General features: G+C 37.4%; 15 protein-coding genes. 9 read left to right on the top strand and 6 right to left on the bottom strand.

The annotated features are described in order from the left end of the window. Window positions 1-18: 18 nt before the first annotated feature. Window positions 19-1,827, top strand: coding sequence for an ATP-dependent nuclease (locus HSP_RS0109990; RefSeq protein ID WP_007525353.1), 1,809 nt, complete (start codon window positions 19-21; stop codon window positions 1,825-1,827). A 188-nt stretch (window positions 1,828-2,015) separates the two neighbouring features. Then, window positions 2,016-2,375: an MmcQ/YjbR family DNA-binding protein gene (locus HSP_RS0109995; protein WP_007524152.1), complete on the top strand. Its 360-nt coding sequence runs from the start codon at window positions 2,016-2,018 to the stop codon at window positions 2,373-2,375. Window positions 2,376-2,468: 93 nt separating this feature from the next. On the opposite strand, the gene HSP_RS0110000 is transcribed toward HSP_RS0109995, so the two are convergent. Continuing rightward, window positions 2,469-3,182: a UTRA domain-containing protein gene (locus tag HSP_RS0110000; protein ID WP_007524341.1), complete on the bottom strand. Its 714-nt coding sequence runs from the start codon at window positions 3,180-3,182 to the stop codon at window positions 2,469-2,471. Between the two features lie 193 nt (window positions 3,183-3,375). Between HSP_RS0110000 and malQ the strand changes: the two genes are divergently transcribed. The 4 genes from malQ to HSP_RS11040 are packed head-to-tail and all read left to right on the top strand — an operon-like array spanning window position 3,376 to window position 9,626. Continuing rightward, a complete protein-coding gene (malQ, locus tag HSP_RS0110005; RefSeq protein WP_007524529.1) occupies window positions 3,376-4,896 on the top strand; it encodes a 4-alpha-glucanotransferase in 1,521 nt (506 codons plus the stop codon). Then, window positions 4,883-7,150 (top strand): glycogen/starch/alpha-glucan family phosphorylase, encoded by a 2,268-nt coding sequence (gene glgP, locus HSP_RS0110010; protein ID WP_010130034.1) that lies wholly within the window; start codon window positions 4,883-4,885, stop codon window positions 7,148-7,150. Before malQ ends, glgP begins: the two co-directional genes overlap by 14 nt. Before the next feature lie 9 nt (window positions 7,151-7,159). Then, the gene (locus tag HSP_RS0110015) at window positions 7,160-7,951 is read left to right on the top strand and encodes an endonuclease/exonuclease/phosphatase family protein (RefSeq protein WP_007524906.1); all 792 of its coding nucleotides are present in this window, start codon (window positions 7,160-7,162) and stop codon (window positions 7,949-7,951) included. Window positions 7,952-7,961: 10 nt separating this feature from the next. Then, a complete protein-coding gene (locus HSP_RS11040) occupies window positions 7,962-9,626 on the top strand; it encodes a PTS transporter subunit IIBC (protein WP_007525162.1) in 1,665 nt (554 codons plus the stop codon). 102 nt (window positions 9,627-9,728) lie between these two features. Here HSP_RS11040 and HSP_RS0110025 read toward each other — a convergent pair whose 3' ends face one another. From HSP_RS0110025 to serB, 3 genes are all read right to left on the bottom strand, one after another. Beyond that, window positions 9,729-9,911 (bottom strand): DUF5363 domain-containing protein, encoded by a 183-nt coding sequence (locus HSP_RS0110025; protein ID WP_007524948.1) that lies wholly within the window; start codon window positions 9,909-9,911, stop codon window positions 9,729-9,731. Between the two features lie 83 nt (window positions 9,912-9,994). Further along, window positions 9,995-10,486 carry a YajQ family cyclic di-GMP-binding protein gene (locus HSP_RS0110030; RefSeq protein ID WP_010130037.1) on the bottom strand — a complete coding sequence of 164 codons (492 nt, stop codon included), beginning with the start codon at window positions 10,484-10,486 and terminating at the stop codon, window positions 9,995-9,997. 11 nt (window positions 10,487-10,497) lie between these two features. Further along, a complete protein-coding gene (gene serB, locus HSP_RS0110035) occupies window positions 10,498-11,361 on the bottom strand; it encodes a phosphoserine phosphatase SerB (protein ID WP_010130038.1) in 864 nt (287 codons plus the stop codon). A 66-nt stretch (window positions 11,362-11,427) separates the two neighbouring features. On the opposite strand from serB, the gene HSP_RS0110040 reads away from it, so the two are divergent. The 3 genes from HSP_RS0110040 (at window position 11,428) to HSP_RS0110050 (ending at window position 13,274) form a co-directional block, all read left to right on the top strand. Next, window positions 11,428-12,078: a YtjB family periplasmic protein gene (locus HSP_RS0110040; RefSeq protein WP_007524666.1), complete on the top strand. Its 651-nt coding sequence runs from the start codon at window positions 11,428-11,430 to the stop codon at window positions 12,076-12,078. Between the two features lie 73 nt (window positions 12,079-12,151). Continuing rightward, complete coding sequence (gene infA / locus HSP_RS0110045; protein ID WP_005598198.1) at window positions 12,152-12,370, top strand: translation initiation factor IF-1; 219 nt, start codon at window positions 12,152-12,154, stop codon at window positions 12,368-12,370. 100 nt (window positions 12,371-12,470) lie between these two features. Then, window positions 12,471-13,274 carry a class I SAM-dependent methyltransferase gene (locus HSP_RS0110050; protein ID WP_007523974.1) on the top strand — a complete coding sequence of 268 codons (804 nt, stop codon included), beginning with the start codon at window positions 12,471-12,473 and terminating at the stop codon, window positions 13,272-13,274. 76 nt (window positions 13,275-13,350) lie between these two features. Here the strand turns inward: HSP_RS0110050 and HSP_RS0110055 are convergent, their stop codons facing one another. Then, on the bottom strand, window positions 13,351-14,748 hold the full coding sequence (locus HSP_RS0110055) for an SLC13 family permease (RefSeq protein WP_007524248.1): 1,398 nt from the start codon (window positions 14,746-14,748) through the stop codon (window positions 13,351-13,353). Between the two features lie 209 nt (window positions 14,749-14,957). Next, a complete protein-coding gene (locus HSP_RS0110060) occupies window positions 14,958-16,349 on the bottom strand; it encodes a DASS family sodium-coupled anion symporter (RefSeq protein WP_007524469.1) in 1,392 nt (463 codons plus the stop codon). Between the last annotated feature and the right edge of the window lie 19 nt (window positions 16,350-16,368).

Raw genomic sequence — 16,368 nt, forward strand, 5'->3', positions numbered from 1 at the left:
TTAATAAGGAACTAAATTATGGAATTCCCATTATCTATTACAGCTAATATCAATAGCCATGAAGGTAATTTTTCTAGAGAAATTGAACTAAGATCGTCATTAACATTTATTGTCGGGCCAAATGGTTCAGGAAAAACTCATTTATTAAAGGGATTAAAAGGAAGTTTTAATAGTTACACTAATAAAAAAGTTCGTTTTATTTCTGCTGGGCGTTTAGGTCCTTTGGAAAAATATCGCTCCAATTATGATCAATATGATCGCTCTGGTGATGCAGATAGAGCTATTCATGGTAGTAAATATGATTCTGAATATCGCCATAAAATAGAAACTATTAATGGAGATTTACATACGCTGTCAGTTCGCACTGATATCTTAATCAAGGTAAGAGAACGTTTACAAAAATTGTTTAAACGAAATATTGAAATTGATTGGGATGCTGGAGAGTTAAAAGTGTCATTTGCTAGACTAGATGACTGTAATTCATATTACTCCTCTGGGCGTGAAGCATCTGGGTTACTACATCTTGTTGGGATTTTATCTGCACTATACGATGATGAAGTCGGGGTTTTACTTATTGATGAGCCTGAAGTTTCATTACACCCACAATTACAAGCCTTTCTACTTAAAGAAATTACACGTGTTGCGGGAATCCCTGGTAAAGATGGCTATAAAAAAATAATTGTGATGGCAACACACTCAACGGAAATGATCAAGATTTCGAAAACAGATGATTTGTTATCTTTTATTTTTTGTAATGATTTAAAAGAGGAGCCTATTCAAATTCCTCAAAATGCAGGGGAGTTAAAAAATGGAAAATTAAGAACTCTTATTACTCGATTAGGACAAGAACACAAATTAGCCTTATTCTCTAGAACACCACTTTTAGTCGAAGGCCCATCTGATGTTATTGTCTGCAATGCGCTTTCAGATAAATTAGATTTAAATCTCGAAGCAGCAGGTTCACAGATTCTGCCGATTAATGGCAAGGAAGCTATGCCTGAAACAGTTAAGTTATTTAGATTAATGGGTAAAACACCAACAGTTTTAGTTGATGCAGATGCTTTTGCAGATAGTTTGGATCTAGTTCGTGCTTATTTTCATAATGAACAAATACGGAATACTGCAGATAGATTAGTGAGTAAAAAAGGCCATTCAAGTATTTTAGATTTTGCCAAGGATATTTATGATGACTTCTGTTTATTAGTTCAAAATAACTGGGATGATATTGCTAATATAGCTCAGAATCATTCATATTTTACCTTATCAGAAAATGAATCCTTGAATAAAAAACGTTCAGCTTTATGTGCAGTATTCAATGAACAAAATTCAAAAGGGGCTTGGAGTATGTTGAAAAATAGACTCTGTGTATTATTTGATATTTTTGAAGAAACAGGATTGTTTATTTTGAGAAAAGGAGCTCTTGAATCCTATTATCATGATAATAATGCAATTACAGATAAAGTTGAGGATGCAGTTATTGAAAGTGAATATATTTTATCTTCATCAGACGAGCTTGAAAGCACATACCAAGATATTCTGAAGTGCTTGAAATATGCGTCAGATAGTGAATCTATTGATGAATCAAGAGCAATTCGAGACGAGCTTTTATCCTTTGTTTCCCCAATTCATGCCCATTATGCAGAAGGGGAAGAAAATTTGAATACATTAGGAAGACAGTCATCAATATTTCATCATCGAATTAATGAAGAAGGAAAACTAGAAGTATCTATAACTAGCAAAGTGCTAGATGTAACAGGCTTTCCTATTATCTTGAATAAATATGATGATGTACGAAAGGTTATTAATAATAAGTTAGGAATTGAATAAATTGAATGGATCTTTAGACGGGTTAAGACTTCAAGCGGTCAATTTTTGAAGAGCATTTGCAAAAATACTGGAGAATTTGACCGCTTTTAGAAATGGAAAAGGTAGTTTGAGATTTTAGTTTCAAGCTGCCTTTCTTTTTATTATTCTAAGAATAATAATAACCGAAATCCTCATTCAAGGAGTAAACCATGCGCCAAGCACAACAAGTCTTTGATTATGCGGCGAATCAATATGCGACGCAGCCGGAATATCTTTGGGCAAAACATCCAGAATATGCCGTTTTGCGTCATGGCAATGCTAAAAGGAAATGGTATGCGCTTATTGGTAAAATCAGTAAAACCAAGCTTGGTTTAAAAGAAGAAGGAGAGGCTAATTTTATCAATCTCAAATGTCCACCCGATATGGTAAGCATCTTACAGCAATCGCCTAATTTCTTACCCGCCTACCATATGAACAAAACCCATTGGCTGACAATAGTGTTAGATCATGGCGTAGAAACGGAAGAAATTTTTAAGTTATTAGATTGGAGTTATGATTTGACGAAGTAGCGTTTCACAAATTATTTCTGCTCGTTTGTTCTTTACAAACCAAATAAAAATCCTCACTTTCAGTGAAAGAGAGGATTACTTTTATCTTCTGACTTATATATGTCGTTTCGCAGTTGATGCAAAGGTAATTTTGTCTGGGCGGTAGCTAATGCTACCGTATTGGAATAGTTGCCCATCTGCTAAATAAGTGGTGCTCGTTACATTGACAACCATGTCATACTCACCAAGATCCATCGCATTTTTTTCTTCTTCATTTGCATAGCGAAACACAATTTTACGTTGTGAGTGGCTAATTTTTAGTTTTAATTCGCTTTCTAAATAGTGATAAATAGAGTGTTCTGCGATTTCTCGGCTAATAAAAGGCACGATGCGGCGATCAAAATAAGAAACCTCATATTCAACGGCTTCGCCATCAATTTCACGCAGACGAGCAATGCGGTAGAAATCAATTTGATCATTGACGTTAAAGATATCCATCAATTCTTCTTCGCCTTGCACAATATATAAGCTAGTTAATGTGGTTTTTACTTGATGGGTTGAGGCACTATTTAATTCGCTGACGGTTTTAATTTCAGAAAGCATTTGTGGTTTAGATAAGTCATGTTCTAAAACAATCGAATTTCTGCCTTGCTGCTTTTGAATATAGCCATCAATTTCAAGTAAAGAAAGTGCTTTACGGATAGTATCTTTAGAGAAACCATAGCTTTGCATGAGTTCATTTTCGCTTGGAAGCTCTTGTAAAGGTGCTAAATTACCATTGTTAATTTGGCTCTTTATCTCGTTATAGATCTGCTTATACTTGCTCATTTTTTATCCTTTTATTCTCCGCCGTTCCATTAAAATAGCCATAGCATACCATAAAACCCACAATGTTATACGTAAAAAATGTGATATAAGTCACACTTTTACGAAAATGTTTTAGCTTTTACGTATAAGTTGTTGCATAAAAATACATTTAGGTTAGAATGAGCCAAAATGATAACTTCCTAGAGGAAATATTATGCTTACTCGTTCAAGTGGTGTTCTCATGAACATTACCTCGCTACCAAATGCATTCGGTATTGGTAGTTTTGGGCAATCAGCTTATGATTTTGTCGATTTTTTAGTTGAAACTAAACAAACTTATTGGCAAATTCTTCCACTTACCACCACCAGTTATGGTGATTCTCCTTATCAATCTTTCTCTGCAATTGCAGGCAATACCCACCTTATTGATTTTGACTTATTAACCCAAATGGGTCTGTTGAAAGAAGCGGATTATGCATCAGTCAATTTTGGTGATGATCCAACTAACGTGGATTATGAACGCGTTTTCTATGCGCGCCGTCCGATTTTAGAAACAGCCGTGAAAAATTTTTTAGCGAATCAAGCATTCCAAGCGGATTTCCAAAATTTTGAAAAAAACAACCGCTTGTGGTTAGACGATTTTGCTGAATTTATGGCAATTAAAGAGCATTTTGGTAATCAAGCATTACAAAAATGGGATGATAAAAAAGTTGTGGCTCGTGATCCAAGTGCATTGGAAAAATATCGCAGCATGCTGGTGGAGCAAATTCACTACTTTAAAGTGACGCAATATTTCTTCTTCAAACAATGGACTGAATTAAAAAATTACGCAAATCAAAAAGGCATTCAGATCATCGGTGATATGCCGATTTATGTGGCGGCAGATAGCGTAGAGGTTTGGACAAAACCAGAACTCTTCCAATTAGATGAAGAACGCAATCCACTTGTTGTTGCAGGGGTTCCAGCGGATCAATTCAGTGCAACAGGACAACTTTGGGGCAATCCGCTTTACGCTTGGGAAGAACATAAAAAACAAGGCTACGCTTGGTGGATTCACCGCATTGAAGAAAGCTTCAAGATTTATGATGTACTGCGTATCGACCATTTCAAAGGTTTCTCTGATTATTGGCAGGTAGATGGAAAAGCAGAGGTGGCTAAAGATGGTAGCTGGCAGCCAGGCCCTGGTTATGACTTATTTAAAGCCGTTAAAGAGCAACTAGGCGATTTACCGATTATTGCCGAAGATTTAGGTAATATTGATGACAAAGCCAGAAAGTTGCTTGCAGACTGTAACTATCCTGGCATGAAGATTCTGCAATTTGGCTTTGAAGATGTTAGCGGAGAAAGCTTAGATAGCCCGCATTATTGCATCCCGCACTCTATTGTTTATACCGGCACACATGATAATGATGTGACTAATGGTTGGTATAACAGCCTGACTGAACAACAGCAGCAATATATCAATGATTATACACACCGCCGTGAGGATGAATCGATTTGCCAAGCGATGATTCGTCAGCTTTTTGCAACGGTTAGCAATACTGCGATTGCCACAATGCAAGATGTTTTAGATTTGCCAGCCAGTTCAAGAATGAACGTTCCTTCAACAATTGGTGGAAACTGGCAATGGAGAATGCAGCAATCTGATTTAACGCAAGATAAAAAAGACTTTTTAGCAAAAATGACCACGTTATATCAACGTGCGAATCAGGAAAAACATAATGATGAAATTTAGTACATTTGTAAAAAACGAAACCAATAAATCGCTTGAACAATTAAGCGATAAAGAAACTTATATTCAATTATTAAATTACGTAAAAACACTCTCAGTAGATAAACCTAAAAACACAGGTAAACGTAAGGTTTATTATATTTCTGCAGAATTCTTAATTGGTAAATTACTTTCTAATAACCTGATTAACCTTGGTGTGTATCAAGATATCAAAACAGAATTAGAAAGTGCGGGTAAATCATTAAGCCATATTGAAGATATTGAACCAGAACCGTCTTTAGGTAATGGTGGCTTAGGGCGCTTGGCTTCTTGCTTTATTGATTCAATGTCTACGCTTGGCTTAAATGCGGAAGGGGTAGGTTTAAATTATCATTATGGTTTGTTCAAACAAGTCTTTAAAAAGAATGAACAACATGCTGAACCTAATGACTGGATTGAAGATAGCTCTTGGCTAATTCCAACCGATATTAGCTATGAGGTGCCATTTAAGAAATTTACGTTAACCTCTAAACTAGATCGCATTGATATTTTAGGTTATAAGAAAGAAACAAAAAACTATCTCAATTTATTTGATATTCAATCAGTAAATTCTAAATTGATTAAAAATGGAATTGAGTTTGATAAAACCGCGATTGAAGAAAATCTGACTTTATTCCTTTACCCAGATGATTCAGATAAAAACGGGGAATTATTACGTATTTATCAACAATACTTCATGGTATCAAATGCAGCACAATTATTAATTGATGAAGCGATTGAGCGCGGAAGTAATTTACATGATTTAGCTGATTATGCGTATGTACAGATCAATGATACTCACCCTTCAATGGTGATTCCTGAATTAATTCGTTTATTAACGGAAAAACATCAGATTAAATTTGCAGAAGCGGTTGAAATTGTACGTAATATGGTGGGCTATACCAACCATACCATTTTGGCTGAAGCATTAGAAAAATGGCCGCTAGATTATTTAGATGAAGTGGTGCCGCATTTAGTAGTGATCATTAAAAAATTAGATGAATTAGTGCGTGCAGAATATCAAGATCCTGCAGTACAAATTATTGATAAACAAAAACGTGTGCATATGGCGCATATGGATATTCACTTTTCAAATTCTGTAAATGGTGTGGCGGCATTACATACGGAGATTTTGAAAAATTCAGAGCTTAAAGCGTTCTATGCGTTATATCCTGAAAAATTCAACAATAAGACAAACGGCATTACCTTCCGTCGTTGGTTAGAATTTTCTAACCAACCATTAGCCGCTTACATTAAAGAATTGATTGGTGATGAGTATTTGCATGATGCAACCAAATTAGAAAAATTGTTAGCCTTTAAAGATGATAAAAAGGTTCATCAACAATTAGCGAAAATTAAGTTTGAAAACAAATTGGCATTAAAAACCTACCTTAAAGAAAATAAAGGTATTGAGTTAGATGAAAATTCTATCATTGATACGCAAATTAAGCGTTTCCATGAATATAAACGCCAACAGATGAATGCGCTTTATGTTATTCACAAATACTTAGAAATTAAAGCAGGTAAATTACCAAAACGTAAGATTACCGTGATTTTTGGCGGAAAAGCCGCTCCCGCTTATGTGATTGCTCAGGATATTATTCACTTAATTCTTTGTTTATCTGAGTTAATCAATAATGATCCTGAAGTGAACAAGTATTTAAACGTCCATTTAGTGGAAAACTATAATGTGAGCGTGGCGGAAAAACTCATTCCAGCAACTGATATTTCAGAACAAATTTCACTTGCCTCTAAAGAAGCTTCTGGTACAGGTAATATGAAATTTATGCTGAATGGGGCATTAACGTTAGGCACAATGGACGGCGCCAATGTTGAGATTGCAGAATTAGCCGGTGCTGAAAATATCTATACATTCGGTAAAGATTCAGAAAGCATTATTAAACTTTATGAAACAGCAGGTTATGTTTCAAAAGAGTATTATGAAAACGACAAAGATATTAAAAGAGCGGTCGATTTTATTCTGAATCCTGCAGTAGTGAAATTAGGCAATAAAACACGTTTAGAACGTCTTTATAATGAATTATTGAATAAAGACTGGTTTATGACGTTAATTGACTTTAATGCTTATGTTGAAGCGAAAGAACAAATCTTAGCCGATTATGAAGATCAAGATAGTTGGAATGAGAAGGTCGTTCAAAATATCGCAAAAGCGGGCTTTTTCTCATCTGACCGCACGATCGCTCAATATAATGCAGACATTTGGCATTGTGAGGGCTAAGGGGAAGCAATGAAACTACTTACCCTGAATGTACACGCTTGGTTAGAAGCTAACCAAGCGGAAAAAATAGAGGTTCTTGCTGAGACTATTGTGGAAAAGGGTTATGATATCATTGCCTTACAAGAGGTTAATCAATTGATGTCGGCTTCTGCTATTTCGCCAACGTTAAAGCAAGATAACTATGGTGTCATTCTGTTAAATAAAATCAATCAACGCGTTGCACAGAAATACTCGCTTTTTTGGAGCAATTCGCATATTGGTTACGATAAATATGATGAAGGTATTGCGTTTCTAACACGTTTGCCCGTTTATGATGTTGATGCGTTTTATTGTAGCCAACATCAACGTCTTGACTCGATTCTCTCGCGTAAAATCATTGGTTTGACGGTGGAATATCAAGGTCAGTTAATTGAATGCTATTCTTGCCACATCAATTTGCCAAATTGTGATGGGGAAAACCAACTCGATAATGTTCGTTATATTGTAGAGCGGAGTCAAAGTGCGAATCTGAAAATCTTGATGGGCGATTTCAATACCGATGCAATAAGCGACCAACAAGCTTACCAACGAATTAAATCCTTAGGCTTATTTGATACGTTTGAAATGGCAGAGCAGAAGGATAGCGGTATCACTGTGGAGAAGGCGATTGATGGCTGGAAAGGCCATAGTCAAGAAAAGCGGTTAGATTATATTTTTTTAAACCAAGCAAAAAGGGTTTTATACAGTCAGGTTATTTTTAATGGCAAAAATAAACCGATTGTTTCCGACCATTTTGGCGTAGAAGTAGATCTCATCTTGTAGGAGAATTAATATGAAAAAAATGCTCAGTTTTGAGTTTTGGCAAAAATTCGGTAAGTGCCTAATGGTTGTAATTGCCGTGATGCCAGCTGCGGGTTTAATGGTGAGTATTGGTAACTCACTGCCTTTGATTAGCGATGCTGAATGGCTAGCACGTGTCGGAAACATTATCGCCCAAATTGGTTGGGGGATTATTGGTAACCTTCATTTATTATTTGCATTAGCGATTGGTGGTAGCTGGGCAAATGAGCGTGCAGGTGGCGCATTTGCAGCGGGTCTGGCTTTCATTTTAATTAACTTAATTACCGGTAACTTTTTCGGTGTGAAGCTTGAAATGCTAGCCGATCCAAATGCTCACGTAAGTACCGTATTTGCAGGAGAAATTCCCGTTGCACATTACTTTGTGAATGTACTTGGACAACCAGCGTTAAATATGGGCGTGTTCGTTGGTATTATCGCGGGTTTTGTGGGGGCTACAACTTTCAACCGCTACTACAATTTCCGTAAATTACCTGAAGTACTGACATTCTTTAATGGTAAACGTTTCGTTCCTTTCGTCGTGATTTATCGTTCCGTATTAGTGGCGATTATCTTATCGCTATTCTGGCCTTTAGTTCAAACCGGTATTAACCACTTTGGTCAATGGATTGCAAACTCACAAAGTTCAGCACCAGTTTTGGCACCATTTATTTACGGTACTTTAGAGCGTCTATTGCTTCCATTTGGTTTACACCATATGTTGACTATTCCAATGAACTACACTTCATTAGGTGGTACTTATGAATTCTTAACCGGTGCACAACAAGGCAAACAAGTCTTTGGTCAAGACCCACTATGGCTTGCATGGATTTCTGACTTAATTAACCTGAAAGATGCGGGTAATGTAACCCAATATAACGAGCTACTTTCAACAGTAACACCAGCTCGATTCAAAGTAGGGCAAATGATTGGTTCAAGCGGTATCTTAATGGGCTTGACTCTTGCGATGTATATCAACGTAGATGCAGACAAGAAAAAAATCTATAAAGGGATTTTCCTTTCATCAGCACTTGCGGTGTTCTTAACAGGCGTAACCGAGCCAATTGAATATATGTTTATGTTTGTCGCATTACCGCTTTATATTGTTTATGCTTTAGTACAAGGTTGTGCTTTTGCCATGGCAGATATTGTGGACTTACGTGTGCATTCATTCGGTAACATTGAGTTCTTAACACGTACACCAATGGCGATTAAAGCCGGCATCGGTATGGATGTGATCAACTTTATTTGGGTATCTATCCTATTTGCCGTTGCCATGTTCTTTATCGCAAACTTTATGATTAAGAAATTTAACCTTGCCACAGCAGGCCGTAATGGTAACTATGATGCAAAAGGTTCAGATGAAACTTCTAGCGATGAACCAAAAGTGGCGAATGCTAGCACGCAAGTTATCCAAATCATCAACTTACTTGGTGGGCGTAATAACATTGCAGATGTTGATGCTTGTATGACACGTTTGCGTATCACCGTGCATAATCCAGATTTAGTCGGTGATGAAGCAAGCTGGAAACAAGCGGGCGCAATGGGCTTTATCGTGAAAGGTTCTGGTATCCAAGCGATTTATGGGCCAAAAGCAGATGTCTTAAAATCAGATATTCAAGACGTGCTTTCATCTGGTGTTGAAATTCCTAAAATGTAATTTGAACTAGAAAAGCATCAAAAATAAAACGGAAGCCTCTGTAATTCGGCTTCCGTTTTTGTTTATAAAAAGCATTTTTTAAGCGAAAAAGAAAAGTGCTTGTTAGTCTTGTTTATTTTTCTGCTCTAAAGTTGATTCGTTATCTTGTTTTTCATCACGCTCAGGATCAAATTTAACAACAGGCACACAACCACGGCACGCGCCGCGATTCACGCCAAGTTCTTCACAGAATTGATCGTATTTTTCTAAGGCTTTTTTAAACCAACTTTTATTTTCATTGCTCATTATTGTCTCCTTTTTTGTTTATGCAAGCGGTCGGATTTCGTGAATTTTTTGCAAAATGTTGGCAAAATCAGACCACTTGTGAGCTAGTCGCGGAAGTTGTTAAATTGGAACGGTTGACCTAGCTCCGCGCCTTTAACTAATTGAATTGCTGCTTGTAAGTCATCGCGTGATTTACCTGTCACACGCACTTGCTCGCCTTGAATTTGGGTTTGTACTTTTAATTTGGCATCTTTAATCAGTTTCGTGATTTTCTTCGCCATTTCTGTTTCAATCCCTTGCTTGAGCTTAATCTCTTTAGAATAAAGTTTTCCGTGGTGTTCAGATTCACTTGGAATATCTAATGAGCTATGCTCAATGCCACGTTTAACGCATGAACCGATTAAAATTTCGATCAGTTGTTCAAGTTGGAAGTCTGATTCGGTAGTGATTTTAATGGTTTCGTTTTTTTCATTAAGTTCGATGACAGCTTCCACACCACGGAAATCGTAGCGAGTGGTTAATACACGGTTCGCATTTTCTACTGCGTTGCGAACTTCATGTAGAGTAATTTCAGAAACGATATCAAAAGATGGCATAGGTTCCTCCTTTAAGCATTGAATAAATCGTTTGCATTAAGCAATATGCATAATGCAGTTAAGTCTGCAAAGTTTATCACAAATTTGGCTTGTTCTTGTACTTTTGGTTTGGCGTGTAGTGCGACACCAAGTGCAGCATCGTGGATCATCAATAAGTCATTAGCCCCATCGCCAATGGCAACAGTTTGTTGTTCACTGATTGCATATTGCAATTTGAGTTTGGCTAAGGTATTAGCTTTATATTGCGCATCGACCACTTTACCCAATACATTTCCTGTTAGTTTGCCGTTAATAATTTCTAGTTGGTTGGCTGCGGCAAAATCAAGTTGATAGCGTTCTTTAAGATAATCCGCAAAATAATCGAATCCGCCTGATGCAATTGCCAACTTCCAGTGATGTTGTTTGAGCACGCGAATCATCTCTTCAAAGCCATCCATAAGCGGTAGATTTTCTCGCACGATTTGCAAAATACGCTCTGGTGCATCTTTGAGTGTGCCAACACGTTTTCGCAGGCTTTGCTCAAAATCTAGCTCACCACGCATAGCGCTAGCGGTAATTGCTGAAACTACTTCGCCTGTTCCTGCTAATTTGGCAATTTCATCAATACACTCAATTTTGATCGCAGTGGAATCCATATCCATCACTAATAGCCCAGGTTGGCTTAAACGCGCGACAATATCAAGATCGGCAATGTCAGCTTGATATTCTGCAGCCAGTGCGCGCAAAGTACGAGCGGGTTGTTCACTATTGAAAAAGGCAAGTTGATAGCCTAAATAGTCTGTTCGTTTAATGAGTTGAGCATGACTCTTTTGTGCAAATTGTGTGCATTGGTCGTCATTAAGTTGGCGAGCGTAAAGCAAGACGGTGTTTGACATAACGTTCTCTTTTTATAGATAATGATGCCAAATTATCTATTATCAGTTCGGTATTCGCAATTCTTTATGTACCTTTCCCGTGAAAAATTGATAAAAGTACTGTTAGTGCTGTTTATTTTGGGGCTTTGTGTCGCAGTGGTTGGGGTAATCCTCAATGGCGTGAAACAGTTTAGAATCGGCTCTCAGCTCTCTAGTATGAGCCAAGTATCAAGTTTATCGCATGTGTTGGTTCGTCAGCAGGCAAATTTGTTTGCATTGATGTTAGCCAAAAATACGAAAACAGAGGAGCTTAATGCGGCATTAGATAGCTTTGCGCAAGAAGATTTTATTTTGGATGCAAATCTCTATTCGCCTTCAGGTCAGTTAATAGCACAAAGTCAAAATGCCTTGGAGCTGAAACAGAGTTTACTGAATTCTGATACCCAACAAATTGTAGAACCGGTGTTAGTGAAATCTGAATTGGCAGGCTTTTTACGTGTAACTTTTGATTCGCAATATATTAAAAATACGAATGATAAAATCGGGGCAATGTTTCGCCAACTTTATGGTGAATTGATTATTCTGGTTTTAGTCGGCGGGTTATTTGTGAGTGTCGTCTATTATTTGTTCCCAAGACGGAAAATTGTCATTCATACACCTGTTCGCCAAACAGTAGAGTCAAACCAAGGCCAAGCGCAACGCTTTCATCGTCGCCGTCGGTTGTATAATCGGAAATGATTGTAATTTAGTCGCATCCGAGTATAATATCCCCCGTTTTTTAAAACTTATTGATAGACTTATAGAGGCATAAATGGCTAAAGAAGATTGCATTGAAATGCAAGGCACAATTTTAGAAACCTTACCTAACACCATGTTTCGTGTGGAATTAGAAAATGGTCATGTGGTAACTGCGCACATTTCAGGAAAAATGCGTAAAAACTATATTCGTATTTTAACTGGCGATAAAGTGACAGTAGAAATGACCCCATACGATTTAAGTAAAGCACGCATTATTTTCCGTGCTCGTTAATCCAGAAGGTTTGGTTATCGAAAATGACAAAACAAGGCGCATTATCTAATGCGCCTTGTTTTTTATCTGGCATAGTATAAAAAAGAAAAAGGAGAATGAGATGACAATTCAACAAATTGATTTTAACGAGCTTTATCAGGCACATTTAAGAGCCTGCAATCACTTTAATTTGCCCGCAACTAAATGGGATAAAAAAGCTGCGAAGATGGCTGAAAATTTAGTGGGAAAGCCAAGCCGTTATAATCAAACATTGTTAGAAAAAATAGCGATTGGTAAAGATGAAAGTGTATTGGATATTGGGTGTGGGCCGGGTACCTTTGCGCTGCCACTTGCGCAACAATGTCGTGCCGTATATGCATTAGATTACAGTGAAGGAATGCTGGCTCAGCTTAGCAAATTCCAGCAACAGATGAATTTATCGAATATTACACCGTTGCACTATTCATGGACAGATGATTGGGCTGAGGTGCCAGCAGTAGATGTTGTGTTAGCTTCACGTTCTACTTTAGTCGATGATCTTGATAATATGATTGAGAAACTTTGTACTAAAGCTAAAAAACGTGTTTATCTGACTTCTGTGACGCAACCTCATTTTTTAGATGAAGCCATTTTTGAGGCTATTGGGCGAGATGATTGCGGTTTTCCAACCTATATTTATTTGGTAAATAGACTGTATCAAAAAGGCATTTTAGCGAATGTGAATTTTATTGAATCAGATTCAGGGCGATTTTTAGGTGAGAGTTTTGAAGATTTACTCGCTTCAGTCGAGTTTTCTTTAGGGGCATTAACGGAAGAAGAGAAAGAGAAATTGGCTGCCTTTTATCAAGCCAAAATGGAAAAAGGTGAGCCGATTAAACATGGCCAAACAAAATGGGCATTAATTTGGTGGGAAGTAAGTGCTTAACAAGCGGTCACATTTTCAAAATTTTTTGCAAAAAGAGGGCAGCTTTAAAGCTGCCTTCTGTTCTTTATTTCCTAAACTATTTTAACCAAACAAAATAGCCAACTAATGAAAGTGCAATGATGCATACTAAGCTGATTTTATAAGAGCGAAGCATATCCCGTTGGGTCACAATACCAGTACTAAATGCAATGGCGTTTGGTGGTGTACCAACCGGCATCATAAAGGCACAAGATGCCCCGAAACCAATAATCAATGCAAAAGCGCGAGGATCAATTTGAAGTGATTGCGCAATAGAGATGAAGATTGGCACTAACAATGCTGCACTAGCGGTATTAGAAGTAAATTCGGTTAAGACACAGATAAAAGCAGCAATAATTAAGCAAATAATGTAGTAGTGTTTACCTTCGATCAGTTCTACGATGCCTTCTGCCATAATTTTGCTTGCACCAGTGTGGCTAAGCACATAGCTAAGTGTGAGACCACCACCGAATAAAAATAATACACCCCATTCAGTGCCTTCTTGTAATTGTTTCCAAGTGGTTACGCGAGTTGCACAAAGTGCTAAGGCTGCAATCATTGCAACAAGGCTATCAAAGCTACCTATTTTTTCTTTTAAACCGAGTAAAGGTGAGATGAAGTTATTAACTTGGTCGCCAAAAACCCAGCACAGGGCAATGACTAAAAAGATGCCTAATGTGGTAATACGTTTGCGATCAAGCTGGATATTTTCTGCTACATATTCAAAGCTTGAATTAAATTTCGGGCGGAAGTTGAAATAAAGTACAGCTAAAGTTGCTGGTAATAATAAGACAACCATTGGTAGGCCATAATAAAGCCATTCTGCAAAGCCAATACCTAATTGAGAGGCGGCAATCGCATTCGGAGGGCTGCCAACTAATGTGCCCATTCCACCTAAACCTGCGCTATATGCAATACCTAAGATGACAAAAGCAAAGGTGTTGTGGTCTTTTTCTTTATCTAGGTTACTTAATAAACCGAGTGAGAGCGGTAACATCATTGCAGCTGTTGCCGTATTACTCATCCACATTGAAAGCACGGCAGTAACAAGAAAGAGATAAAGCACGGCAACAAATAGATTACCTTTGGCAAGCACCATGATTTTATTAGCAATCAGTTTATCAATTTTTTGAATATGCAATGCAGTTGCAAGCGCAAAGCCCCCAAAGAAGAGGAAAATGGTGGGATCAGCAAAAGCAACCAATGCTCGTTTAGAATCAACTAAGCCTAATAAAATAGACAGTACGGGAATAAAAAGGGCGGTAATAGTAACGTGTAAAGCTTCTGTGAGCCAAAGTACGGCAACAAATGCAAGTAGCGCTAAGGCTTTATTCGGTGCAGGGTCGAAAGGTAAAAAAGCTAATAATGTGAAAAATAAAATCACATCAAAAATAAAAATTATCGTGTTGCGATAATTTTTAGCTTGTTGAGTGTTGTCGTGTATTTGCTCAGACATAATCATCCTTAGGTATATTAGAGGATTTTTACTATAACAAAAAATCACGCAGAGGAAATATCAGATAGTGTAAAGTATGAACAGAAATACATTTTTTGTACAATTTTTATCAAGATTCTTGCTTTAGATCAAACATCCCTTGCTCGATATGATAAGTATCATCAAGCAAGGGATGTTCAAGCGGTTAAATTTGCGAAGAATTTTGCAAATTAGTCTAGCCAGAAGAGATAGCCGATAGTTGCAATCACAAGAATACAGATAATGTTTAGCCAGAAACCTGCTTTAACCATTTCGGTTTGTTTAATTTCACCGGTACCAAATACGATTGCATTCGGTGGTGTTGCAACTGGTAACATAAAGGCACAAGATGCGCCTAAACCGATAATCAATGCTAAACCTAACGGTGGCATATTAAGCGCTTGGGCAATCGAAATAAAGATTGGCACTAATAATGCAGCACTTGCAGTGTTAGATGTAAACTCGGTTAAGAAGATGATGAAGGTTGCGACAATTAAGCCAATCACATAGAAGTGACCACCTTCAATTAAGCTTACAATACCATCAGCCATGATTTTGCTTGCACCAGTTTGTCCAAGTACTTCGCTTAAGGTTAAGCCACCACCGAATAGGAATAACACGCCCCATTCAGTACCTTCTTGTACTTGTTGCCAAGATGCCACGCGGGTAATACAAACGACTGCTGCAGCAGTTAATGCGACGATACTATCGAAGCTACCGATTTTGCCAGAAATACCTAATAATTCAGAAATCCATGGATTAAGTTGAGAGCTGAATACCCAGAATAATGCTGTGAATAAGAAAATAACTAAAGTTAATACACGTTGGCGGTTAAGCTCAATTTTTTCAAATTGTTGATCAAAGGTGATATTAAATTTCGGTTTAAAGACGACATAAAGTGTGCCTACCATCAATGGCATCAAAATAAGCATAATAGGTAAACCGTATTTCATCCAATCAGCAAATGTAAGGTGTAATTGTGATGCCACGATAGCATTTGGAGGACTCCCTACAAGGGTTCCCATTCCACCGATACTTGCGCTATAAGCAATCCCTAATAGTACAAAAACATAGGTGTTATGATGTGCGTCGCGATCTAATTTACTTAAAATCCCCATTGCTAAAGGTAACATCATTGCCGCAGTTGCAGTGTTACTCATCCACATTGAAAGAAATGCAGTTACACCGAATAAATAGAGCACGGCAACAGATAATTTGCCTTTAGAAAGTGCCATAATTTTGTTGGCAATGAGTCTATCTAATTTTTGAATATGCAATGCAGTAGCCAGCGCAAATCCCCCGAAGAAGAGGAAAATGGTTGGATCAGCAAAAGCAATAAGCGCTTGTTTGGATTTCACTAATCCCAATCCAATTGCCAATAATGGAATTAGAAGGGCAGTCACAGTTACATGTAGTGCTTCGGTGAGCCAGAGCACTGCAACAAAAACCAATAAAGCAAGCCCTTTATTGGCTTCAGGTGTAAAAGGTAAAACTTTTAATAAGATAAAAAAGATAACAACATCAGCAATAAAAATGAGGTTATTGCGAAAATTTGAGTTGTTAGTTGGTGCATTAGTTGTCATAAGAGCCTCCCACAAAAAT

The sequence above is a fragment of the Haemophilus sputorum CCUG 13788 genome (assembly GCF_000238795.1).
GTDB lineage: Bacteria > Pseudomonadota > Gammaproteobacteria > Enterobacterales > Pasteurellaceae > Haemophilus_A > Haemophilus_A sputorum.

Excerpts from the sequence above, each read along its gene's own strand:
- glgP (WP_010130034.1), top strand. The coding sequence starts at position 4,883 with ATGATGAAATTTAGTACATTTGTAAAAAACGAAACCAATAAATCGCTT.
- HSP_RS0110000 (WP_007524341.1), bottom strand. The coding sequence starts at position 3,182 with ATGAGCAAGTATAAGCAGATCTATAACGAGATAAAGAGCCAAATTAAC.
- malQ (WP_007524529.1), top strand. The coding sequence starts at position 3,376 with ATGCTTACTCGTTCAAGTGGTGTTCTCATGAACATTACCTCGCTACCA.
- HSP_RS0110025 (WP_007524948.1), bottom strand. The coding sequence starts at position 9,911 with ATGAGCAATGAAAATAAAAGTTGGTTTAAAAAAGCCTTAGAAAAATAC.
- serB (WP_010130038.1), bottom strand. The coding sequence starts at position 11,361 with ATGTCAAACACCGTCTTGCTTTACGCTCGCCAACTTAATGACGACCAA.
- HSP_RS0110030 (WP_010130037.1), bottom strand. The coding sequence starts at position 10,486 with ATGCCATCTTTTGATATCGTTTCTGAAATTACTCTACATGAAGTTCGC.
- HSP_RS11040 (WP_007525162.1), top strand. The coding sequence starts at position 7,962 with ATGAAAAAAATGCTCAGTTTTGAGTTTTGGCAAAAATTCGGTAAGTGC.
- HSP_RS0110015 (WP_007524906.1), top strand. The coding sequence starts at position 7,160 with ATGAAACTACTTACCCTGAATGTACACGCTTGGTTAGAAGCTAACCAA.
- HSP_RS0109995 (WP_007524152.1), top strand. The coding sequence starts at position 2,016 with ATGCGCCAAGCACAACAAGTCTTTGATTATGCGGCGAATCAATATGCG.
- HSP_RS0110060 (WP_007524469.1), bottom strand. The coding sequence starts at position 16,349 with ATGACAACTAATGCACCAACTAACAACTCAAATTTTCGCAATAACCTC.
- HSP_RS0109990 (WP_007525353.1), top strand. The coding sequence starts at position 19 with ATGGAATTCCCATTATCTATTACAGCTAATATCAATAGCCATGAAGGT.
- HSP_RS0110055 (WP_007524248.1), bottom strand. The coding sequence starts at position 14,748 with ATGTCTGAGCAAATACACGACAACACTCAACAAGCTAAAAATTATCGC.
- HSP_RS0110040 (WP_007524666.1), top strand. The coding sequence starts at position 11,428 with ATGTACCTTTCCCGTGAAAAATTGATAAAAGTACTGTTAGTGCTGTTT.
- infA (WP_005598198.1), top strand. The coding sequence starts at position 12,152 with ATGGCTAAAGAAGATTGCATTGAAATGCAAGGCACAATTTTAGAAACC.
- HSP_RS0110050 (WP_007523974.1), top strand. The coding sequence starts at position 12,471 with ATGACAATTCAACAAATTGATTTTAACGAGCTTTATCAGGCACATTTA.